The sequence below is a fragment of the Kineosporiaceae bacterium SCSIO 59966 genome (genome assembly GCA_020881835.1).
Taxonomy (GTDB): domain Bacteria; phylum Actinomycetota; class Actinomycetes; order Actinomycetales; family SCSIO-59966; genus SCSIO-59966.
Genome location: CP052876.1, coordinates 2916853 through 2938238, shown reverse-complemented (window position 1 = coordinate 2938238; position 21386 = coordinate 2916853). Strand labels below are relative to the sequence as shown.

Here is a 21386-nt window from a genome sequence, read left to right as displayed (position 1 = left end):
ACTGACCGGTCCTGCTCAGATCAGACCAGCGGGCGCCCGAGGGATCGGGAGCGTCCGGTGAACAAGGCCACGAGCGCCCCGTCGGACTCTCGCGTCACCCGGACCCGGGTGACCCCGTTGCGGCCGAACCGGACCTCCTCGACGGCCTCGGCGAGCAGCACGTCTCCCTCGTAGGCGGGCGTCACCCAGGTGATGTCGGCGCTGGCCCCGACGGTGACCACCCCGCTGGAGTTGCACGCGAACGCGAACGCGCTGTCGCACAGGGCGAACAGCACGCCGCCGTGGCAGCTGCGGTGCCCCTGCACCATGTCGGCCCGCACCGTCATCCGCAGGACGGCGCGGCCCGGGCCGACGTCGAGCAGCTCCATCCCCAGCGCCCGGCTGGCGTCGTCCGCGGCCCACATCGTCTCGGCGCTGCGGCGGGCGGTCTGCTCGGCGTCGTCCGGGTGCGCCGGGTCGGGGCCGGTCGAGCCGGCCCGGTCCTCAGAGGTCACGTAGGTTCACCCCAGCCCTCACCGACCGCGTCAGCGCCAGCCCGGCCCGGTACCGGCCGGTCGGGAACGCCTCGTGCAGTCGCTCGATGATGGTCGCCACGGTCAGCTGACCGAGACGGTCACCCCACTCCAGCGGCCCGGAGGGGTAGCCGGTCCCGAGCAGCATCGCCACGTCGACGTCTTCCGCGCTGGCCTCCCCGCGGGCGACGAGCTCCACCGCCTCGTTGACGAGCATGGCGACGGTACGCGCGACGACACCGCCGGGGGAGTCCCCGACGACGCTGACCGCGGCACCGGCCGCCTGGCACAGCCCGATCGCGGCGTCCAGGGACTCCTGCGGGGTGTCGGGGGAGGGGCTGAGCGCCACCCGGGTGCACGTCGCCGGGTCGTGGGCCCAGTCGAGCAGCACGACCGCGCCGCCCTCACCCCACGTGGTCGTCGCGGACTCGCCCTGCTGCTCCAGGAGCATCGCGCCGCCGGGCAGCCGGATGCCGGGGTCGACGGAGATCTCGTCGTCGGACTCGTCGACGACCTCGATGGCGACGCCGGCGGCGACCGCGCGGGCCAGGAACGGCTCCATCACCGAGAAGCCACGGTCCTCACCGTGCACCACCCGCTCCAGGACGGCGGGAGCGCTGCGCTGTGGCGCGGTGGCGGGCTCGGCGTCCACCGCCCTGTCGTCGGCGTACCGGAACACGCCGTGACCGGTCTTGCGGCCGAGCCGGCCGGCGTCGACGAGCCGCTGCTGGAACACGGTCGGGGCGTAACGGGGGTCGCCGAACGTCTGCTCCCACACCGACCGGGAGACGGCGAGGTTGACGTCCTGGCCGACCAGGTCGGTGAGCTCGAACGGCCCCATCGGGAAGCCCCCGGCCTCCCGGAGCACGGCGTCGATGGTGGCGGGGTCGGCGACCCCCTCCTCGACCATCCGCTGCGCCTCGCCGTAGTAGGGGCGGGCCACCCGGTTGACGATGAACCCCGGGGTGGACGTGCACACGACCGGGGTCTTGCCCCAGGCCCGGGCCATCTCGGCGGCGGCCTCGACGACGTCCGGCGCGCAGGCGTCACCGCGGACCACCTCGACCAGCCGCATCCGCTGCGCCGGGTTGAAGAAGTGCAGACCGACGACCCGCTCGGGGTGGGCCAGTCCGGCCGCGAGGGCGGTCACCGACAGCGAGGAGGTGTTCGTCGCCAGGACGGCGGTCGGGTCGACGAGGCGCTCGAGTGCGGCGAAAAGGTCCCGCTTGACCTCCAGCCGCTCCACCACCGCCTCGACGACGACCCGGCAGCCCGCCAGGTCCTCCACCGAGGATCCGGGGGTGAGCCGGGCGGCGACGGCGTCGGCCTCCTGCCGGGACAGCCGGCCCCTCTCGACGTCGCGGGCCAGGCGGCGTCCGACGTCCGCGACGGCCCGCTCCGCCGCCCCCGCTGCGGCGTCCACGACGGTCACCGGGTGGCCCGCCCGGGCCGCGACCTCCGCGATGCCGGCCCCCATCGTGCCCGCACCCAGAACGCCGACCGCCGCGCCCGCCGGAATCGTGTACTCGGTCACGGTCGCCGATCCTGGCACAGGCCGGCTCACTCCCCCTGATCCCCCGAACCCCGCTGCGTGATCATGCAGTCCCGCCACCCCCAACCCCCTCGTGATCATGCAGTCCCGCCACCAGCCCCGTCGCCCAGTCCTGCCACCCAGTCCTGCCACCCAGCGTCTGCACATCCCGCAGAGTGCTGGGTCGGCGGCGCGACACGCCGACGAACGAGGGACGGATCCAGCATTCTGTGGTGGTGTCCGTCCCGTCCGAACGGTCGGCCGGTTTTGGTTACAGTGGTTCCGTGTCGACGATGACGAGCTCGGTGGAGTCCCTGATCGACAAGCACCGCGAGGTGCTCGACCGCGCCCTGACCGCGATCGGAACCCGGGAGTACTGGTCCCGCTACCCGGAGTCCCCGTCGCCGCGGGTCTACGGGCAGGAGGCCGGTCCGGCCGGTGAGCGCGCCTACCGCGCCCACCTCGGTCAGCGGTTCGCAGCCCTCGCGGACCAGCCCCTGCTCGACGGGCGGGACGACGCGTGGGCCGGTTACGAGGTCTCCCCGTACGGGCCCGAGCTGGGCATCACCTACCCGCACTACGGCGAGGCGCAGCTCGACGAGCTGCTCGCTGCGGCATCGGCCGGGATCCCAGCCTGGCGCGACGCCGGCCCCCTGGCCCGCGCAGCGGTCTGCGTGGAGGTCCTCGACCGGATCAACGCGCGCTCCTTCGAGATGGCCCACGCCGTCATGCACACCAGCGGCCAGCCGTTCGTGATGGCGTTCCAGGCCGCTGGGCCGCACGCGCAGGACCGCGCCCTCGAGGCCGTCGCCTATGCACTGTTCGAGCAGCGGCGGGTGCCCGAGGAGGTCGTCTGGGAGAAGCCGGGCAAGGACCAGCCGCTGCGGATGCTCAAGCGCTTCCACGTCGTCCCGCGCGGCGTCGGGCTCGTCATCGGCTGCAACACGTTCCCGACGTGGAACTCCTACCCCGGCCTGTTCGCGTCCCTGGCCACCGGCAACGCGGTCGTCGTCAAGCCGCACCCGCGGGCGGTGCTGGCGCTGGCGATCAGCGTCGCCGTCGCCCGGGAGGTGCTCGCCGAGGCCGGCTTCGACCCGAACCTCGTCGTCCTCGCCGCCGAGACCGACGGGGAGGGCCTGGCCAAGCCGCTCGCCCTGCACCCGAGCGTGCGCGTCGTCGACTACACCGGCGGCCCGCGCTTCGGGGCCTGGCTGGAGGAGAACGCCCGGCAGGCCGTCGTCTACACCGAGAAGGCCGGTCTCAACACGGTCGTCGTGGACTCCACCGACGACCTGGCCGGGATGACCGCGAACCTGGCGTTCTCCTTCACCCTGTACTCCGGGCAGATGTGCACCGCCCCGCAGAACGTCTACGTCCCCCGCGACGGGATCGACACCGACACCGGGCACCTGTCCTTCGACGAGGTCGCGGAGGCGATCGCGGACGCCGTCCGCAGGCTCACCGGCGACGACGCCCGCGCCGTCCAGCTGCTGGGCGCGGCCGCCAACCGGGACGTGGTCGCCCGCGCCGACGGTGCCGGCTCGCTGGGCCGGGCCGTGCTGGAGTCGCGGGCGGTCACCCACCCCGACTTCCCGGAGGCGACGGTGCGCACCCCGGCTCTGGTCGCCGTGGACGCCTCCGACGAGGCCTACCTGTCGGAGTGCTTCGGGCCGGTCGCGTTCCTCATCGCCACCGACTCGACGCAGGAGTCGCTCAAGCGGTTCGTCGAGACCGCGCGCGAGCACGGCGCGATGACCGCATCGGTGTACTCGACTCAGGAGTCCGTGCTGCAGGCCGCGGAGCAGGCCGCCCTGGACGCCGGTGCCTCGCTGTCGATGAACCTCACCGGTGCGGTGTACGTCAACCAGTCGGCGGCGTTCAGCGACTTCCACGGCACCGGGGCGAACCCGGCTGCTAATGCGACCCTCACCGACGGCCACTACGTCAGCGGCCGGTTCCGCGTCGTCCAGTCCCGCCGCCACATCTGATCACCGGGCCCTCCGAGGAGCGGCGCCCTCCGAGGATCGGCTCGGGTCAGTCGCGGTCGGGGAGGATGAGGTTGAGTACCATGCTGACGAAGGTGACGACGACCGCCCCCAGCACCGCGCTCCAGAAGAAGTCCTCGACGTGGAAGGTCAGCGGCGTCGCCTGGGAGATCCACGACGTGAGCTCGAGCATGAGCGCGTTGACGATGAACGAGAACAGCCCGAGGGTCAGGACGTAGAGCGGCAGCGCCAGCAGTGCGACCACCGGCTTCACGACCGCGTTGACCAGCCCGAAGATCAGCCCGATGACGAGGAACGTCAGGACCTGGTTGCCCAGGTCGGTGCCGCGGCCGGTTGCGCTGATGCCGGGGACGACGAGGGTCGCCACCCAGATCGCCAGCGCGTTGACGACGACCTTGATCAGAAAGTTTCTCATGGGCTCCTAGCCTGGCATGTCCTCGAGCTCCATCCCCTTCGTCTCACGAACTGCTCTGGTGACGAACACGAACGAGACCGCGGCCATCACCGCGTACAAGCCGTAGGCGAACGTCAGCCCGATGTCGGCAAGGGCGGGGAACGTCGTGCTGACGGTGAAGTTCGCCAGCCACTGCGCGGCGGCGGCGACGGCGAGCGCGGCGGCCCGGATCCGGTTGGGGAACATCTCACCGAGCAGCACCCAGACGACGGGGCCCCACGTCGTGCCGAAGGCGACGACGTAGAGGTTGGCGGCGACGAGGGCGACCACGCCCCACGGGTCGGGCAGCGACACGTCGTCCCCGGAGCCGGTGGCCTGGGAGAACGCGACCGCCATCGTCGCCAGGGTGAGCGCCATCCCCAGTGATCCGCCGAGGAGCATGGGCTTGCGGCCCACCTTGTCGACGATGGAGATGGCCACGAGGGTGACGACGACGTTGGTCACGCTCGTGATGACCGTGATGGTCAGCGCGTCGGACTCCTCGAACCCGACCGAGCGCCACAGCGACGTCGAGTAGTAGAAGATCACGTTGATGCCGACGAACTGCTGGAACACCGACAGCAGGATCCCGGTCCAGACGATCGGCGCCAGTCCGAGCCGAGGCCCGCGCAGGTCCCGGAAGGACGGCTTGTCCTCGCGACGCAGGCTGGTGCGGATGTCCGTCACCTTCTGCTGGACGGCGTCCACGCTACGGGCGCCCAGGACGTCGCGAAGCACTTCCGCCGCACGCCTCAGCTCACCCGTCGCGACGAGGAACCGGGGGGACTCGGGCACCTGGAGGGCGAGCAGACCGTAGGCGACGGCCGGGACGAGCTCGGCCAGGAACATCCACCGCCACGCCTCCAGCCCGAGCCACAGCTCCTCGGCGGCTCCGCCCGCGGAGTTGGCCAGGAAGGCGTCGGACAGCAGGGCGACGAAGATGCCGGTGACGATGGCGAGCTGCTGCAGCGACCCCAGCCGGCCCCGCACGTGCGCCGGGGACACCTCCGCGATGTAGGCCGGAGCGATGACCGAGGCGGCACCGACGCCCAGGCCCCCGACGAACCGCCAGGCGATGAGGTCCCCGACGCCGAACGCCAGCCCGGAGCCCAGCGCGCTCGCGGTGAACAGCGCGGAGGCGATGACCATGACTCGCACCCGGCCGAACCGGTCCGCCAGGGGTCCGGCGAACCACGCCCCGACCGCGCAGCCGAGCAGCGCCACGGACACGGTGAAGCCGATGAGGAAGCTGGACAGGCCGAAGTCCGCCTGGACGGCGTCGACCGCACCGTTGATGACGGCGGTGTCGAAGCCGAACAGGAACCCCCCGATCGCCGCGACCACCGAGACGAGGACGACCTTCGCCGTCGTCCTGTTCTCCAGGGTGCTCTGGCTGCTCATCGCGCCTCCCCGTGACCGGACGACGGCACCGTCGCCGCCGTGCCGGGCATCCTCCCCCCGGACGGCGGACCGCGCAGGTCGGCCGGACGACGTCCGCCGCCGGGGACGACGCCCCCCGCCGCCGGGAGCACGTCCCGCGCCGGTGGGCCGTCGTAGGCTCCGGCGTATGAGCCGACCGGGACCCCGCATCCGCTCCGCCCTCGACGCGCTGCCGGCCTACCGGCCCGGGCGCCCGCCGCAGCCGCGGGAAGGGCTGACGAGCTACAAGATCTCCTCGAACGAGAACCCGTACCCACCGCTGCCGTCGGTGCTCGAGGTGGCGCAGAAGGCCCTCGGCTCGATGAACCGGTACCCGGACATGTTCGCGACCGGGCTCGTCGACGCCCTGGCCGAGCACCTCGACGTCCCGGTGGACCACCTGGCCACCGGGACCGGCAGCGTCGGCGTCCTGGGCCAGATCCTGCAGGCCACCTGCACCGACGGCGACGAGGTCGTCTACGCGTGGCGGTCGTTCGAGGCGTACCCGATCGTCGTCGGGATCTCCGGCGCGACGTCGGTGCAGGTGCCGCTGACCGTCGACGCCCGGCACGACCTGGACGCCATGGCGGACGCGATCACCGACCGCACCCGCCTGGTCATCGTCTGCTCGCCCAACAACCCGACCGGTCCGGCGGTGCACGCCGACGAGATCGAGCGGTTCCTCGCCCGGGTGCCCGACGACGTCCTCGTCGTCATCGACGAGGCCTACACCGAGTTCGTCCGGGACCCGCAGACCCTCGACGCGCTGGAGGTCTACCGGGACCGGCCCAACGTCGCCGTCCTGCGGACCTTCTCCAAGGCCTACGGCCTGGCCGGCCTGCGGGTCGGCTACGCGGTCGCCCACCCACCGGTCGCCGAGGCGCTGCGCAAGACCGCCGTGCCCTTCGGGGTCCCCGGCGTCGCCCAGGAGGCCGCCGTCGCCTCGCTGCGAGCGGAGAAGGAGCTGCTCGAGCGGGTCGACGCCCTCGTCGAGGAGCGGGACCGGGTGCTGGCGGGGCTGCGGGCGCAGGGCTGGGACGTCCCGGACGCCCAGGGCAACTTCGTCTGGCTCGCGCTCGGCGACCAGACCGTCGACTTCGCCGCGATGTGCGAGCAGGAGGGGCTGACCGTCCGACCGTTCGACGGCGAGGGGTGCCGCTGCTCGATCGGCGAGACCGAGGCGAACAACCGGCTGCTCGCCCTGGCGGCACGGTGGCGGCAGCGCTGAGCCGCACCCGAGGCTGCGCCGCCGGCTGAGGAGCCCCGCCCGCTGACGAGCACCGCGGGCCGGACGACGTCCCGCCGGGCTCGTCCCGATTGGTGCCGACGTGGGGCTCAAGTCCGGCCCGTGAGCGGCCGAGGAGCAGGGGGAGCGGGTCCACGCACACGGATCCGAGTGGACTCCGGCGCGCCAAGGGGGAGGTCATCGTGGACGACGAGACCAGGACGTCCCGCCCGGCCACCACGCGCTCCGCTGCCCTGCCGACCACGCTGGCCGCCGCTGTCGCCTCGGGGTGCGTCGTGGCGCTCGGCCTCCTGGGCGCCGTGGCCGTCGGCGGCGGGGACCTGCCGGGCGGGACCGGGAGCCAGGCGCTGGCCGCACCCGGCGACGTCCTGCTCTTCGAGCCGCCCGACCGCGACGACGTCCCCGCCGGGCGCACACCGGCCGAGGCGCCCGCCGCCCTCGCGCCGGCCCCCGCCCCCGTGCCGGCTGCCACCTCGGTACCGGCGTCGGCGAGCGCACCGGTCGTGGCCGCCCCTGCCGCCGCGACGCCCGAGGCGGTCGACCCCACCGCGGCCCCACCCGTGGCGCGGGCCGTGCCGGCGCTGCTCACCCGGGTCGTCCCGCCCCCTGCCGCCGAGCCGGCAGCGGCTGACCCCCCTGCCGCCGAGCCGGCAGCGGCTGAGCCCCCTGCCGCCGAGCCGGCAGCGGCCGAACGAGCCGCGGGTAGGGATGACCGGAGTCGGGACCGGGGCCGGGACGACGACCGCCGCGGGCGAGGCTCCAGCGGTGAGGAGCGGACGTCGACGCCGGCGCCCTCCGGCGAGCTGCGGCTCGCCACCGCCGCCACCGGCTCCGACGCCGATGACGGCAAGCGCGGGAGCGGCAGGCCCGGGGACGGCAGGCGCTGGCACGACCGGCGCGACGACGACAAGCGCTGGGACGCCAAGGGTTCCGGCGCATGGAAGCAGCCCGCCCCCCACCGCGCGTCCGCGGGCAAGCACGAGACCCGGGGCCGGTCCTGGTCGGTGCACCGCGAGCGCTCCGACCGCGGCCACTCCGACCGGGACGGGCGCGGCCGCCGCGGCTGACGCCGGGCCAGGCCGTCGCCACCGGTGCACGCTCGCCCGGCCCGGCGCCGTCCCGGTGGGTGACGGCGCACCGGCGTTCCGTCGTCCCCTCCCGGCCGATACGGTGGGTGTGGCGCCTGTGAGCGGCGCCACGCCCCGGTCCGGCCTACCCGGCGCAGGTACGGGGCGACCGGCAGCGCCGGCCGGTGGGCGATCCCCGGGGCCGGCACCGACGAAGGAGAGCACGTGACCGACAGCGTCGTCGGCACGAGGACGGTCCGCCACGACGGACCGGAGCTCGTGCAGCTCCTCACTCCCGAGGGCGAGAGGGTCGAGCACCCGGAGTACTCCGACTACGCCGCCCACCTCGGCCCCGAGGACCTGCGCGGTTTCTACCGCGACCTCGTCCTGGTCCGACGGGTGGACGCCGAGGCGACGGCGCTGCAGCGGCAGGGTGAGCTCGGGCTGTGGGCCAGTCTTCTCGGCCAGGAGGCCGCCCAGATCGGCTCGGGCCGGGCGACCCGCCCCCAGGACTACGTGTTCCCGACCTACCGCGAGCACGGCGTCGCCTGGTGCCGCGGGGTGGACCCGGTGACCCTGCTCGGGCTGTACCGGGGGGTGAACCTCGGCGGCTGGGACCCCCACCAGAACCACTTCCAGCTCTACACGATCGTCATCGGCGCGCAGACCCTGCACGCGACCGGCTACGCCATGGGGGTCCAGCGCGACGGCGCGGTGGGCACCGGCGACCCGGACCGCGACACCGCGGTCATCGCCTACTTCGGGGACGGCGCGACCTCCCAGGGCGACGTCAACGAGGCGTTCGTCTTCGCCGCCGTGACCAACGCGCCCGTGGTGTTCTTCTGCCAGAACAACCAGTGGGCGATCTCCGAGCCGAACGAGCGCCAGACCCGGGTGCCGCTGTACCAGCGCGCCAGCGGCTTCGGCTTCCCCGGCGTCCGGGTCGACGGCAACGACGTGCTCGCCGTCTACGCGGTGACGAAGGCCGCGCTCGACCGCGCCCGCTCCGGCGACGGGCCGATGTTCATCGAGGCGTTCACCTACCGGATGGGTGCCCACACGACGTCCGACGACCCGACCCGCTACCGGATCGCCGCCGAGGTCGAGGAGTGGAAGCTCAAGGACCCGATCGCCCGGCTCAAGGCGTACCTGTCCCGCGGCGGGCACGCCGACGCGGAGTTCTTCGACGCCGTCGACGCCGAGAGCGACGAGATCGCCACCCACGTGCGCAGCGGCTGCCTGGCGCTGCCCGACCCGGAGCCCGAGTCGATGTTCGACCACGTCTACGCCGACCCCCACCCCCTGCTCGAGGAGGAGCGGGAGTGGTTCCGCGGCTACCACGCCTCGTTCGCGGCCGGTGAGGAGGTGGCCCGGTGACCCAGATGACGATCGCCAAGGCCGTCAACAGCGGACTGCGCCGGGCGATGGAGGACGACCCGAAGGTGCTCGTCATGGGTGAGGACGTCGGCAAGCTCGGCGGCGTCTTCCGGGTCACCGACGGCCTGCAGAAGGACTTCGGGGAGGACCGGGTCATCGACACCCCGCTCGCCGAGTCCGGCATCGTCGGGACGGCGATCGGCCTGGCGCTGCGCGGATTCCGCCCCGTCGCCGAGATCCAGTTCGACGGCTTCATCTACCCGGCCTACGACCAGATCGTCTCCCAGCTCGCGAAGATGGGGTACCGCTCGGCCGGCTCGGTGCGGCTGCCCGTCGTCATCCGGGTGCCCTACGGCGGCGGCATCGGCGCCGTCGAGCACCACAGCGAGTCGCCCGAGGCGTACTTCGCGCACACCGCGGGCCTGCGGGTCGTGACGTGCTCCACCCCCGCCGACGCGTACTGGATGATCCAGGACGCCATCGCCAGCGACGACCCGGTGATGTTCTTCGAGCCCAAGCGGCGGTACTGGGACAAGGGCGACGTCGACGTCGACGGCGGCTCCGACCGGGCCCCCCTGCACCGGGCGCGCGTCGTCCGGCCGGGGTCACAGGTCACCGTCGCCGCTTACGGGCCGATGGTGAAGACCGCGCTGCAGGCCGCGGAGGCCGCCGCGCAGGAGGGCAAGGACGTCGAGGTCATCGACCTGCGCTCGCTGTCCCCCCTGGACGTCGACGCGGTCGAGGAGTCGGTCCGGCGCACCGGCCGGCTGGTCACCGTGCACGAGGCCCCGGTGTTCCTCGGTCTCGGCGCCGAGCTCGCCGCCCGGGTCACCGAGCGCTGCTTCTACTCCCTGGAGGCCCCGGTGCTGCGCGTCGGCGGGTTCCACATCCCGTACCCGCCCAGCCGGGTCGAGGAGGAGTACCTGCCCGACCTGGACCGGGTGCTCGACGCCGTCGACCGCTCGCTGGCGTTCTGAGAGAGGGGGGACCGTGCCCGACATCAAGCAGTTCCGCCTCCCCGACGTCGGGGAGGGCCTGACCGAGGCCGAGATCGTCTCCTGGCGCGTCCGGCCCGGCGACACGATCAAGGTCAACCACCCCGTCGTGGAGATCGAGACCGCCAAGTCCCTCGTCGAGCTGCCCTCGCCGTACGCCGGAGTGGTCACCGACCTGCTCGTCGAGGAGGGGCAGACGGTCGAGGTCGGGACGCCGATCATCGCGATCGACGTCGACCCGGACGGCGCCCCGTCCGCCGACAGCCCCGCCGGGATGCCGGCCGCGGCCGCCGAGACCGTCCCGTCGTCCCCGTCCCAGGTGGAGACCCCGCCGGCCGAGGGGGCCGTCGAGCCGGGCATGGTCGGGGGGCCGGTGTCCGGGGGGCGGCAGTCGGTGCTCGTCGGCTACGGCCCGCGCACGACGGAGGCGAAGCGCCGCCCGCGCAACGTCGCGGCCGTCCCTGCCGCGCCGACTGCGCCCGCTGCGCCGACTGGGCCGGCGGACGGCGAAGCACCCTTCTCCGAGCAGGTCGCCGCCGAGCAGGTCGAGCCGGCGCCGTCCGGGGGCCCCCGGGTGCTGGCCAAGCCCCCGGTCCGCAAGCTCGCCAAGGACCTCGGGATCGACTTGTCTGCCGTCCGGCCCACCGGCCCGGGCGGGATCGTGACTCGGGACGACGTGCTGGCCGCCGCCGACGGCGGCGCGCCGGCGTCGTCCGGCGGTACCCCGGCCGCCGGGGGACGCCGGGAGACCCGGATCCCGGTCAAGGGCGTGCGGCGGATGACAGCCCAGGCCGTCACCCGCAGCGCGTTCACCGCCCCGCACGTCACCGAGTTCGTCCAGGTCGACGTCACCCGGACGATGAAGCTCGTCGACCGGCTGCGCGCCGACCGCGAGTTCGACGGGGTGCGGGTGTCCCCCCTGCTCGTCGTCGCCAAGGCGATGCTCATCGCCGTCCGCCGCAACCCGGACATCAACGCCTCCTGGGACGAGGACGCCCAGGAGATCGTCCTGAAGCACTACGTCAACCTCGGCATCGCCGCCTCCACCCCCCGCGGCCTCGTCGTCCCGAACGTCAAGGACGCCGACCGGATGTCGCTGCGCGAGCTGGCCGAGGCGCTCGGCGAGCTGACCCGGCGCGCCCGGGAGGGCCTCACCCAGCCGGCCGAGATGGCCGACGGGACGATCTCCATCACGAACGTCGGGGTGTTCGGCGTCGACACCGGGACGCCGATCCTCAACGCCGGGGAGGCCGCGATCCTGTGCTTCGGGCAGGTCCGGCAGATGCCGTGGGTGCACAAGGGCAAGGTCCGGCCGCGGTGGGTGACCCAGCTCGGGCTGTCCTTCGACCACCGGCTCGTGGACGGCGACCTGGGCTCCCGGGTGCTCGCCGACACGGCCGCCGTCCTGGAGGACCCCGCCCAGGCCCTCGTCTGGGGCTGACCCCCGGGCTCACCTTGTGCCCCTGTTGGTGATCATGCAATCCCGCCACCCCGCACGACCCACTCGTGATCATGCAGTCCCGCCACCCCAGGCCCCATCGCCCGCCCACAGAATGCTGGGTTGGTGGCGCGACACGCCGGCCGCGTCGGGCCAAATCCAGCATTCTGTGGGCGCGACGCGGGAGGCGCCACGTCGCAGCCCCGGGAGGGTTACGGGGTCACGGCCATCGCCTCGAGCACCCGGTTGGCGAGCGCGGTGTCACCGTCGACATCGACGGGCGTGCCGTCGGCGGGCCACCGCCCGCAGCTGCGCCGCATGAACGCCTCGGTCGTCAGGGTCAGCACCGCGTCCGGTGCCGGCGGCTCCTGCGCCAGCACGACTCCGGCCGGGCGGCCGTCGTCCCCCGCCGCGACGGTGACGGCGTCCCGGAACCCGCCGGCACCCTGGACGTCGAGGACGACCACGTGGCCCGGGTCGACCCGGGCACCGCGCGCGACGACCCGTGGCAGCCCGCGACGGATCCACTCCACCGCGACCGAGGCCGCCGCGGAGTCGAGGTCGCCGGGCCGGTCGAGCGCCCGCCGGACGTCCTGCTCGTGGGTCCACACGTCGAAGGTCCGCATCCGCAGCACGTCGACGAGCGCCATGGTGCTGCCGAGCGGGCTGACGGTGGGGGCACGCGGGTCGACGTCCGGACGGTGCAGCGCCTCGAGTCGCGCGGCGCGCACGGTCTCCAGCTCGTCGACCACCTGGGGGCCCGGGACGCCGCGGCGCAGGTCCACCGCCACCTCCACGCGCCGTCCGAGCTCGCCGTGCACGTGCGGCAGGTCGGGCACCTCGTGGTGCGGCTCGGGCTCCCCCTGCATCCAGCGCTCCACGCCGACGACGTGACTCAGCTGGTCCTTCACGGTCCAGCCGGGGCACTCGGTGGCTTGCGCGAAGTCGTCGTCGGAGCACCGGCGGCCGAGGTCCACCAGTGCTTGCGTGGCCTGGGCCCAGGCGGCGACCACGTCGTCGTACTCGCTCACGCTGGGGACGATAGTGCGCCGGCGACGTTCACGGTGCCGTGCCGCGACGTCGTAGCCTCGAGGCCATGCGCATCCGCGTGATCCAGCTGGCCTACACCGACGACGAGCCGGTCGACGAGCGCCGCGCGCGGGTCGCTGACCTGGTCCGCCAGCAGCGCGGCGCCGACCTCGTCGTGCTGCCCGAGCTGTGGGCGCCCGGCGGGTTCTCCTACCGGGAGTGGCCGGAGCGCGCCGAGCCCCTCGACGGGCCGACGGTCACCGCGGTCGCGGACGCGGCGCGGGAGATCGGCGCCGTCGTCCACGCCGGCTCGATCATCGAGCAGGCCGACGAACCCGGCCCCGAGGGCCGCGGCCGCTGGAACACCTCGGTGCTGCTCGGCCCGGACGGCAGCCGGCTGGCCGTCTACCGCAAGATCCACCGGTTCGGCTTCGGGGCCGGCGAGCCGCACCTGCTCGAGGCCGGCCAGGACGTCGTGACGGTGCCGCTGCCCGGCCACGGCCCGGACGCCGTCCTGGGCCTGAGCACCTGCTACGACCTGCGCTTCCCCGAGCTGTACCGGGCGCTGCTCGACGCCGGCGCCACCGTGCTCGCCGTCCCCGCGGCGTGGCCGGCCGCCCGGGTCGGCCACTGGTCCGTGCTGGCCCGGGCCCGGGCGATCGAGAACCAGTGCGTCGTCGTCGCCGCCAACACCGCCGGCACCCACGCCGGCACCCCGATGGGTGGCGCCAGCGCCGTCATCGGACCCCGCGGTGAGGTGCTCGCCGAGGCCGGAGACGCCGAGGAGGTCCTCGACGTCGACGTCGACCTCACCGACGTCGCCCGGGCCCGCCGGTCCTTCCCGGTGCTCGAGGACCGCCGCCTACGCTGAGCAGGTGCCGAACCGCGCCGTCCTCACGGCAGCCGCCGCGCTCGTCGTCCTGCTGCTGACGCCGTCGGCGGCCGCTGCCTCCACCACGGTGGTCGAGGTGGAGCCGGCAAACGGCGCCACCCTCGACCATGCGCCGGGCGCGGTGACCCTGACGTTCGACGCCGACCTGGACCCCGCCCGGTCCTCGGCGTCCCTCACCCCGCCCGGCCAGGACGACCGGGACGCCGTGGCAAGGGTCGACGGGCCGCGGCTCGTCGTCGAGGTGCCCACCTCCGCCGAGGGGGACTACGTCGTCTCCTACACGGTGGTCGCTGCTGGCGCGGACGCCGGGGAGGGCGAGGTGAGTGGCTCGGTGGGGTTCACCGTCGCCGCGGACGGCGCGACGGCACAGGCCGGTGGGACGGCGCCGTGGACGCTCGCGGCCGTCGCCGTCGTCGCCGGGCTGGTCGCGGTGCTGCTGCTGACCCTGCGGGGCTGGCGCACCTCCCGTGAGCGCGCCGAGGAGCCTGGGGGGCCCACGTGACCAGTCTGCGGGGGCCCCTGCTCGCCCTGCCGGCCCTGCTCGTCACCGCGTTCGTCGCGATGGCCCTCACCGGGGCCACCGCCGAGCAGCTGCTCGCCGACCCGGGCGCCGCCGTCCGTTGGGGGCTGCCCGCCGCCCGCGGCGTCGCCGACCTCGCGCTCGCCGCCACCGTCGGGGCGTTCCTGCTCGTGGCCGCCGTCCTGCCGCCCCGTTCCCCGGCAGTGCCGCGGGCGCTCACCGTCGGCCGGGCCGCGGCGGTGACGTGGACGCTGGCCTCGGTCGCGGCGCTCGTCCTCGGCTACGCCGACGTCGCGGGCCGGCCGCTCGGCGGCGCCGGGTTCGGCTCCGAGCTCGGCTTCTACCTCACCGAGATCGACCTCGGCCGGATGCTGCTGCTCGCCACGGTGCTGGCGGCGGTCATCGCCACCGCCGCGATGGCGGTCTCCGGCCCGGTCGGCTCGGCGTGGCTGCTCGCCGGCGTCGCGGTCGCGCTCGTGCCGATCGCCCTCACCGGCCACGCCGCAGGGGCCGCTGACCACGAGACGGCGGTCAGCGGCTGGTGGCTGCACCTGCTCGGCGTGTCGGCCTGGGCCGGTGGGCTCGGCGTCCTCGCGGCCCTCGCCGGCTCGCTCGGCCGCGACCTGCCCGCGGCGGCCCGCCGCTACTCGACCGTCGCCGGGTGGGCGTTCGTCGTCGTCGCGGTCTCCGGGCTCGCCAACGGCTCGCTGCGTCTCGACGGCCTCGCCGACCTGGCCACCCCGTACGGGCTGCTGCTGGCCACCAAGGTGGTCGCCACGGTCGCCCTCGGCGCCGCCGGCTGGTGGCACCGGCGCGCCCTGCTCGGACGCCTCGACCAGCCGGGGCCGCGGTCAGCGTTCTGGCGGCTCGTCACCGGCGAGGTGGTCCTCATGGCCGCCGCCGCCGGGCTCGGCGTCGCGCTGTCCCGGACGGCGCCGCCGGTGCCGCAGGCGCCGCCCACCGACCCCACCCCGGCCGAGCTGCTCACCGGCGCGCCGCTGCCCCCGCCGCTGACCGCGCAGCACTGGCTGACCGAGTGGAACCCGGACATCCTGTGGGTCACGGTCGCCGGCGCCCTCGCCGTCGCCTACCTGGTCGGCGTCCGGCGGCTGCGGGCCCGGGGGGACCGCTGGCCGGTGCACCGCACCCTGCTCTGGCTCACCGGACTGCTCGCGCTGCTCTACGTCACCGGCGGAGCCCCCGCCGTGTACGGCCGAACCCTGTTCAGCATCCACATGGTCCAGCACATGGCGCTCAGCATGGTCGTGCCGCCGCTGCTCGTCGTCGGCGCCCCGGTCACCCTCGCCATGCGTGCGCTGCCGCGGCGGCGCGACGGCTCCCGCGGACCGCGGGAGTGGCTGCTGGCCGTCGTCGAGTCCCGCTGGGTCCGGTTCGTGTCTCACCCCGTCGTGGCCGCCGTCGTGTTCGCCGGCAGCATCGTCGCCTTCTACTTCTCACCGCTGTTCGGGCTCGCGCTGTCCACCCACGTGGGGCACGAGCTGATGATGATCCACTTCCTGCTCGCCGGGTACCTGTTCGCCAACGCGCTCATCGGTGTCGACCCCGGCCCGTCGCGACCGCGCTACCCGCTGCGGATCCTGCTGCTGTTCGCGACGATGGGCTTCCACGCGTTCTTCGGCGTCGCCCTCGTCACCGGCGAGACCCTGCTGGCCGCCGACTGGTTCTCCTCGACCGGGTGGGGGATCGACGCCCTGGCCGACCAGCAGGACGGCGGTGCGATCGCGTGGGGGATCGGCGAGCTGCCGACACTGCTGCTCGCCATGGTCGTCGCGGTGCAGTGGGCCCGCAGCGACGAGCGCGAGGCCCGGCGCCGCGACCGTGCCGCCGACCGCGACCACGACCAGGACCTCGGGGAGTACAACGCCATGCTCGCCCGTCTCGCCGAGCGCGACACCGAGCGCGACACGGAGCGTGATAGGCAGTCCCTGTGAGTCCCGCAGAGCACCCCTTCGCCAGCCTCGACGACTACGTCGCCCTGCCTCGGGTCAGTGGCCTTGCGCTGTCACCGGACGGGCGACGCGTCGTCGTCGGCGTCGCCACCCTCGACCGCAAGCGGACCCGGTACGTCACCGGGCTGTGGGAGGTCGACCCGGACGGCGAGCGGCCGGCCCGCCGGCTCACCCGCAGCGCCAAGGGCGAGTCCGGGGCGGCGTTCACGCCGTCCGGGGACCTGCTGTTCGTCTCCGCCCGTCCGGACGCCGAACCGCAGGACGACGGGGACGACGAGGTGCCGGCCCTGTGGCTGCAGCCCGCCGGCGGCGGTGACGCCCGGGTGGTGGCGACCCGTCCCGGCGGGGTCGGCGGCGTCCGGGTGGCCCGCGAGGCCGGCACCGTCGTCCTGGCCTCCTCCACGCTGCCGTCGGCCACCGACGCCGAGTCGGAGCAGAAGGCCCGCAAGAACCGCAAGGACGCGAAGGTCTCCGCCGTCCTGCACGAGGAGTACCCGGTGCGGTACTGGGACCACGACCTCGGCCCCGACCGGCCCCGGTTGTTCACCGCGGAGCTGCCCGCGGACCTTGCCACCGGTGACGAGCGGCTCGAGCTGCGCGACCTCACCGGTCACGCCGGCCGCGCCCTGCAGGCCGAGGCGTCCTGGGACGTCACCCCGGACGGCGCGACCGTCGTCAGCACGTGGACCGTCCCCGAGGCGCGTGGCTCGGAGAGGTCCACGGTCGTCGCTCTCGACGTGGCCACCGGGCAGCGGCGGGTGCTGTGCGACGACCCGGACGTCGAGTACGTCGACCCCGTGGTGTCCCCGGACGGCCGGCACGTCGCGGTGGTCGCGCACCGCCGCTCGACACCTGACGTGCCGCCCGACAGCTGGCTCGCCGTCGTCCCGCTCGCTGGCGGCGAGGTGCGGGCGCTGACTCAGGAGTGGGACCGCTGGCCGCACTCGGCGCAGTGGACGCCCGACGGCTCCGCGCTCGTCGCGGTCGCCGACGACCAGGGCCGCGCCCCGCTGTTCCGCGTCGACGTCGCCACCGGCGAGGTCACTCGGCTCACCGCGGACGACGGCGCGTACAGCGACCCGCGGGTCTCCCCCGACGGGCGGTGGGTGTACGCCCTGCGCTCCGCGGTCGACGCGCCGGCCGCGCCGGTCCGGGTCCCCCTGGACGCCGGCTCCGCGGCGCCGGCGCAGCCGGAGGCGCTGCGCGGCCCGGCACCGGCGCCCACGCTGCCCGGGCGGGTCGAGGAGGTCACCACGACCGCGGAGGACGGCACCCCGCTGCGGGCGTGGCTCGCCCTGCCGGACGGGGCGTCGGCGTCGGAGCCGGCCCCGCTGCTGCTGTGGATCCACGGCGGCCCGCTCGGGTCGTGGAACGCGTGGTCCTGGCGGTGGAACCCGTGGCTCGCGGTCGCCCGCGGCTACGCCGTCCTGCTGCCCGACCCGGCGCTGTCCACCGGCTACGGCGTCGAGTTCGTCCGCCGCGGCTGGGGCGCCTGGGGCGCCGCCCCGTACACCGACCTGCTCGCCGTCACCGACGCCGCCGAGGCCCGCGACGACGTCGACGAGACCCGTACCGCGGCGATGGGTGGCTCCTTCGGCGGCTACATGGCGAACTGGGTCGCCGGCCACACCGACCGGTTCCGCGCGATCGTCACGCACGCGTCGCTGTGGGCCCTCGACCAGTTCGGGCCGACCACGGACGCGGCGTACTACTGGAAGCGTGAGATGACCGAGGAGATGGCCCTGGCCAACTCCCCGCACCGGTTCGCCGACCAGATCACCACCCCCGTGCTCGTCGTCCACGGCGACAGGGACTACCGGGTCCCGATCGGGGAGGGCCTGCGGCTGTGGTGGGACCTGGTGTCCCGCTCCGAGGACCCGGAGGGCCGCAGCCCGCACAAGTTCCTGTACTTCCCCGACGAGAACCACTGGGTGCTCACGCCGAACCACGCCAAGGTCTGGTACGAGACGGTGTTCGCATTCCTCGGCCACCACGTGCTCGGTCAGGAGTGGCAGCGGCCGGAGATGCTCGGCTGAGGCACTGCTGACCTCCCGCGGCAGGGACTGACCGATGAGACTTCTGGTCACCGGAGGGGCGGGGTACATCGGCAGCGTCGTGGCCGCCCAGCTGCTCGAGGCCGGTCACGACGTCGTCGTGCTCGACGACCTGTCCACGGGCCATGCGGACGCCGTGCCGGCTGGTGCCGAGCTCGTCGTGGGCAGTGTCGCCGACCCCGGCGAGGCCCTCGACCGGGGCGTCGACGCCGTCCTGCACTTCGCCGGCAAGTCGCTGGTCGGTGAGTCCGTGCAGCGGCCCGACCTCTACTGGCACACCAATGTCGTCGGGACCCGTCTGCTCCTGGACGCGATGCGCGTGCGCGGCGTCCGCAGGATCGTCTTCTCCTCCACGGCGGCCACGTACGGCGTCCCGCAGCACGTGCCGGTCGAGGAGAGCGAGCCGGCTGCGCCGACCAACCCCTACGGCGCCTCCAAGCTCGCCGTGGACCACATGCTCAGCGGCGAGGCGACCGCCTACGGCCTCGCGGCGGTGAGCCTGCGGTACTTCAACGTCGCCGGGGCCTGGCGCCGGTTCGGCGAGCGCCACGCCACGGAGACGCACCTGATCCCGATCGCACTGCAGGTGGCCGCCGGACGCCGGGAACGACTGTCGATCTACGGCGACGACTACCCGACGCCGGACGGCACGTGCGTGCGGGACTACATCCACGTCGCCGACCTGTCCCGGGCGCACCTGCTCGCGCTGGAGGCCCCGCAGCCCGGGCAGCACCTGGTCTACAACCTCGGCAACGGGGCAGGGTTCTCGGTGCGCCAGGTCGTCGACGTGGTGCGCGAGGTCACCGGCCACCCGGTACCGGTCGAGGTCGCGCCGAGACGGCCCGGTGACCCGCCGGTCCTGGTCGCCTCCAGCGAGCGCGCTCGGCGCGACCTCGGCTGGACGCCGGAGCGCCAGCTCGCGGCGATGGTGTCGGACGCGTGGGAGCTCGTCCGGTCGGATCCCGACTGAGCTGGCCGCCGGCGGACCTGTCGGCGACGCCGGGGAGAATCGGGGGGTGACCGCTGCTCGACGACCGCGCGTCCGCGCCCCCGAGCTCACCGGCCGGGCCTGGCTCAACACCGGCGGCGAGCCGCTGACCCTCGCCGCGCTCCGCGGCCGGATCGTGCTGCTCGACTTCTGGACCTTCTGCTGCGTCAACTGCCTGCACGTCCTGGACGAGCTGCGCCCGCTGGAACGCGAGTACGCCGACGTCCTGGTGACCGTCGGGGTGCACTCCCCGAAGTTCGCCCACGAGGCCGACCCGGACGCCCTGGCCGCCGCGGTCGAGCGCTACGCCGTCCACCACCCGGTCCTCGACGACCCCGAGCTGGTCACCTGGCGGGCCTACGCCGCCCGGGCCTGGCCCACGCTGGCCGTCGTCGACCCGGAGGGCTACGTCGTCGCCCAGCTCTCCGGCGAGGGCCACGCGCACGGGCTGCGGGTGCTGCTCGACGAGCTCGTCGCCGAGCACGAGACGAAGGGCACCCTGCGCCGCGGCGACGCCCCCTACGTGCCGCCCCCGCCGCCGCGGACCGCGCTGCGGTTCCCGGGCAAGGTGGTCCGGCTGCCCGACGGTGGACTGCTCGTCTCCGACACCGCGCACCACCAGCTCGTCGAGCTCGACGACGACCTGGAGACCGAGCGGCGCCGGATCGGCTCGGGCCGGCGGGGCCTCGTCGACGGCGCCGCGGACGTCGCCGCGTTCAGCGAGCCGCAGGGGCTCGCCGTCCTGCCTCCGGACGTCGCCGGCCGGGTCGGCTACGACGTCGTGGTCGCCGACGCCGTGAACCACGCCCTTCGCGGCGTCCGGCTCGCCGACGGGACGGTCCGCACCGTCGCCGGCACCGGCGAGCAGCTGCGTCGTCGCGGCGGCGGCGGGCCGGCCCTGGAGCAGGATTTGTCGACCCCGTGGGACGTCGCGTGGTTCGACGGGCGCGTCGTCGTCGCCATGGCGGGAGTCCACCAGCTGTGGGCGTTCGACCCCGACGCCGGCACCGTCGAGGTGCTCGCCGGCACCACCGCCGAGGGACTGCGGGACGGCGCCGCGCACGACGCGTGGTTCGCCCAGACCTCCGGCCTGGCCGCGGACCCGGACGGCCGACGGCTGTGGCTCGCCGACTCCGAGACCTCGGCGCTGCGCTGGCTGGTCCGCGGCGCCGACGGCTACGACGTCGGCACCGCGGTCGGCACCGGGCTGTTCGACTTCGGCCACCGCGACGGCCCCGCCGACGACGCGCTGCTGCAGCACCCGCTCGGCGTCGCGGTGCTGCCCGACGGCTCGGTCGCCGTCGCCGACACCTACAACGGCGCCGTCCGTCGCTACGACCCGGCCACCCGCACCGTCACCACGCTCGCCCGGGACCTCGCCGAGCCCAGCGACGTCCTCGTCGACCCGGACGGCGCGACCCTCGTCGTCGTCGAGTCCGCCGCCCACCGGCTGGTGCGTGTCGCCGTCCCGGCGCAGGCCCAGCAGGTGGACGGCGTCGCCCGGCGCACCGCCCGTCCCGAGCAGGACGTCGCACCCGGCCGGCTCGCGCTGCGGGTCGCGTTCACCCCGCCGACCGGGCAGAAGCTCGACGACCGGTGGGGCGACCCGACCCGCCTCGTCGTGTCGGCCAGCCCGCCCGGGCTGCTGCTGGCGGGCGCCGGCTCGGCGTCCGGACTGAGCCGGGACCTCGAGCTCGCCGGCGACGTCCCGGCCGGGGTGCTGCACGTCAGCGTCCAGGCGGCCGCCTGCGACGGCGACCCCGAGACCGGGGAGGTGCCCGAGCACGCCGCCTGCCACCTGTACCAGCAGGACTGGGGGATCCCGGTGCGGGTCGTCGACGGTATCGACGGTCTGGACGACGAGCTCGTCCTCGACCTGCGCGGGGTCTGACGCCGGAGCACGATGGCC

The 21386-nt window shown here is 74.5% G+C and carries 17 protein-coding genes; 12 read left to right on the top strand and 5 right to left on the bottom strand.

Features of this window, described 5'->3' with window-relative positions:
- Positions 1 to 20: 20 nt before the first annotated feature.
- Both paaI and HJG43_13745 read right to left on the bottom strand, forming a co-directional pair.
- Entirely contained in the window at positions 21 to 404 is a 384-nt protein-coding gene (gene paaI / locus HJG43_13750; GenBank protein UER55985.1) for a hydroxyphenylacetyl-CoA thioesterase PaaI, read from the bottom strand.
- A gap of 79 nt (positions 405 to 483) precedes the next feature.
- The gene (locus HJG43_13745; protein UER55426.1) at positions 484 to 2145 is read right to left on the bottom strand and encodes a 3-hydroxyacyl-CoA dehydrogenase; all 1662 of its coding nucleotides are present in this window, start codon (positions 2143 to 2145) and stop codon (positions 484 to 486) included.
- Between the two features lie 191 nt (positions 2146 to 2336).
- Between HJG43_13745 and paaN the strand changes: the two genes are divergently transcribed.
- Positions 2337 to 4031 carry a phenylacetic acid degradation protein PaaN gene (gene paaN / locus HJG43_13740; GenBank protein UER55984.1) on the top strand — a complete coding sequence of 565 codons (1695 nt, stop codon included), beginning with the start codon at positions 2337 to 2339 and terminating at the stop codon, positions 4029 to 4031.
- A gap of 46 nt (positions 4032 to 4077) precedes the next feature.
- Here the strand turns inward: paaN and HJG43_13735 are convergent, their stop codons facing one another.
- Entirely contained in the window at positions 4078 to 4464 is a 387-nt protein-coding gene (locus tag HJG43_13735) for a phage holin family protein (protein ID UER55425.1), read from the bottom strand.
- A gap of 6 nt (positions 4465 to 4470) precedes the next feature.
- A complete protein-coding gene (locus HJG43_13730; protein UER55424.1) occupies positions 4471 to 5883 on the bottom strand; it encodes a sugar porter family MFS transporter in 1413 nt (470 codons plus the stop codon).
- 166 nt (positions 5884 to 6049) lie between these two features.
- Here HJG43_13730 and hisC point away from each other — a divergent pair, with 166 nt between their 5' ends.
- From hisC to HJG43_13705, 5 genes are all read left to right on the top strand, one after another.
- Positions 6050 to 7129 carry a histidinol-phosphate transaminase gene (hisC, locus tag HJG43_13725; protein UER55423.1) on the top strand — a complete coding sequence of 360 codons (1080 nt, stop codon included), beginning with the start codon at positions 6050 to 6052 and terminating at the stop codon, positions 7127 to 7129.
- Between the two features lie 200 nt (positions 7130 to 7329).
- Complete coding sequence (locus HJG43_13720; protein ID UER55422.1) at positions 7330 to 8214, top strand: hypothetical protein; 885 nt, start codon at positions 7330 to 7332, stop codon at positions 8212 to 8214.
- A gap of 225 nt (positions 8215 to 8439) precedes the next feature.
- Positions 8440 to 9591 (top strand): pyruvate dehydrogenase (acetyl-transferring) E1 component subunit alpha, encoded by a 1152-nt coding sequence (pdhA, locus tag HJG43_13715; protein UER55421.1) that lies wholly within the window; start codon positions 8440 to 8442, stop codon positions 9589 to 9591.
- 5 nt (positions 9592 to 9596) lie between these two features.
- Complete coding sequence (locus HJG43_13710; protein ID UER55983.1) at positions 9597 to 10568, top strand: alpha-ketoacid dehydrogenase subunit beta; 972 nt, start codon at positions 9597 to 9599, stop codon at positions 10566 to 10568.
- A gap of 13 nt (positions 10569 to 10581) precedes the next feature.
- Positions 10582 to 12027 carry a 2-oxo acid dehydrogenase subunit E2 gene (locus tag HJG43_13705; GenBank protein ID UER55420.1) on the top strand — a complete coding sequence of 482 codons (1446 nt, stop codon included), beginning with the start codon at positions 10582 to 10584 and terminating at the stop codon, positions 12025 to 12027.
- Positions 12028 to 12236: 209 nt separating this feature from the next.
- Here HJG43_13705 and HJG43_13700 read toward each other — a convergent pair whose 3' ends face one another.
- On the bottom strand, positions 12237 to 13055 hold the full coding sequence (locus HJG43_13700; protein ID UER55419.1) for a maleylpyruvate isomerase family mycothiol-dependent enzyme: 819 nt from the start codon (positions 13053 to 13055) through the stop codon (positions 12237 to 12239).
- A gap of 65 nt (positions 13056 to 13120) precedes the next feature.
- Here HJG43_13700 and HJG43_13695 point away from each other — a divergent pair, with 65 nt between their 5' ends.
- Genes HJG43_13695 through HJG43_13670 form a run of 6 tightly spaced genes read left to right on the top strand, consistent with a single transcriptional unit; the run spans position 13121 to position 21368 of the window.
- On the top strand, positions 13121 to 13924 hold the full coding sequence (locus tag HJG43_13695; GenBank protein UER55418.1) for a carbon-nitrogen family hydrolase: 804 nt from the start codon (positions 13121 to 13123) through the stop codon (positions 13922 to 13924).
- Between the two features lie 4 nt (positions 13925 to 13928).
- A complete protein-coding gene (locus HJG43_13690; GenBank protein UER55417.1) occupies positions 13929 to 14447 on the top strand; it encodes a copper resistance protein CopC in 519 nt (172 codons plus the stop codon).
- The gene (locus HJG43_13685; protein ID UER55416.1) at positions 14444 to 16417 is read left to right on the top strand and encodes a bifunctional copper resistance protein CopD/cytochrome c oxidase assembly protein; all 1974 of its coding nucleotides are present in this window, start codon (positions 14444 to 14446) and stop codon (positions 16415 to 16417) included. Before HJG43_13690 ends, HJG43_13685 begins: the two co-directional genes overlap by 4 nt.
- Complete coding sequence (locus HJG43_13680) at positions 16414 to 18471, top strand: S9 family peptidase (protein UER55415.1); 2058 nt, start codon at positions 16414 to 16416, stop codon at positions 18469 to 18471. The genes HJG43_13685 and HJG43_13680 overlap by 4 nt, the downstream gene beginning before the upstream one ends.
- A gap of 34 nt (positions 18472 to 18505) precedes the next feature.
- Positions 18506 to 19459 carry a UDP-glucose 4-epimerase GalE gene (galE, locus tag HJG43_13675; protein UER55414.1) on the top strand — a complete coding sequence of 318 codons (954 nt, stop codon included), beginning with the start codon at positions 18506 to 18508 and terminating at the stop codon, positions 19457 to 19459.
- A gap of 46 nt (positions 19460 to 19505) precedes the next feature.
- Positions 19506 to 21368: a redoxin domain-containing protein gene (locus tag HJG43_13670; protein ID UER55413.1), complete on the top strand. Its 1863-nt coding sequence runs from the start codon at positions 19506 to 19508 to the stop codon at positions 21366 to 21368.
- Positions 21369 to 21386 lie beyond the last annotated feature (18 nt).

Excerpts from the sequence above, each read along its gene's own strand:
- paaI (UER55985.1), bottom strand. The coding sequence starts at position 404 with ATGTGGGCCGCGGACGACGCCAGCCGGGCGCTGGGGATGGAGCTGCTC.
- HJG43_13745 (UER55426.1), bottom strand. The coding sequence starts at position 2,145 with ATGATCACGAGGGGGTTGGGGGTGGCGGGACTGCATGATCACGCAGCG.
- paaN (UER55984.1), top strand. The coding sequence starts at position 2,337 with ATGACGAGCTCGGTGGAGTCCCTGATCGACAAGCACCGCGAGGTGCTC.
- HJG43_13735 (UER55425.1), bottom strand. The coding sequence starts at position 4,464 with ATGAGAAACTTTCTGATCAAGGTCGTCGTCAACGCGCTGGCGATCTGG.
- HJG43_13730 (UER55424.1), bottom strand. The coding sequence starts at position 5,883 with ATGAGCAGCCAGAGCACCCTGGAGAACAGGACGACGGCGAAGGTCGTC.
- hisC (UER55423.1), top strand. The coding sequence starts at position 6,050 with ATGAGCCGACCGGGACCCCGCATCCGCTCCGCCCTCGACGCGCTGCCG.
- HJG43_13710 (UER55983.1), top strand. The coding sequence starts at position 9,597 with ATGACGATCGCCAAGGCCGTCAACAGCGGACTGCGCCGGGCGATGGAG.
- HJG43_13695 (UER55418.1), top strand. The coding sequence starts at position 13,121 with ATGCGCATCCGCGTGATCCAGCTGGCCTACACCGACGACGAGCCGGTC.
- galE (UER55414.1), top strand. The coding sequence starts at position 18,506 with ATGAGACTTCTGGTCACCGGAGGGGCGGGGTACATCGGCAGCGTCGTG.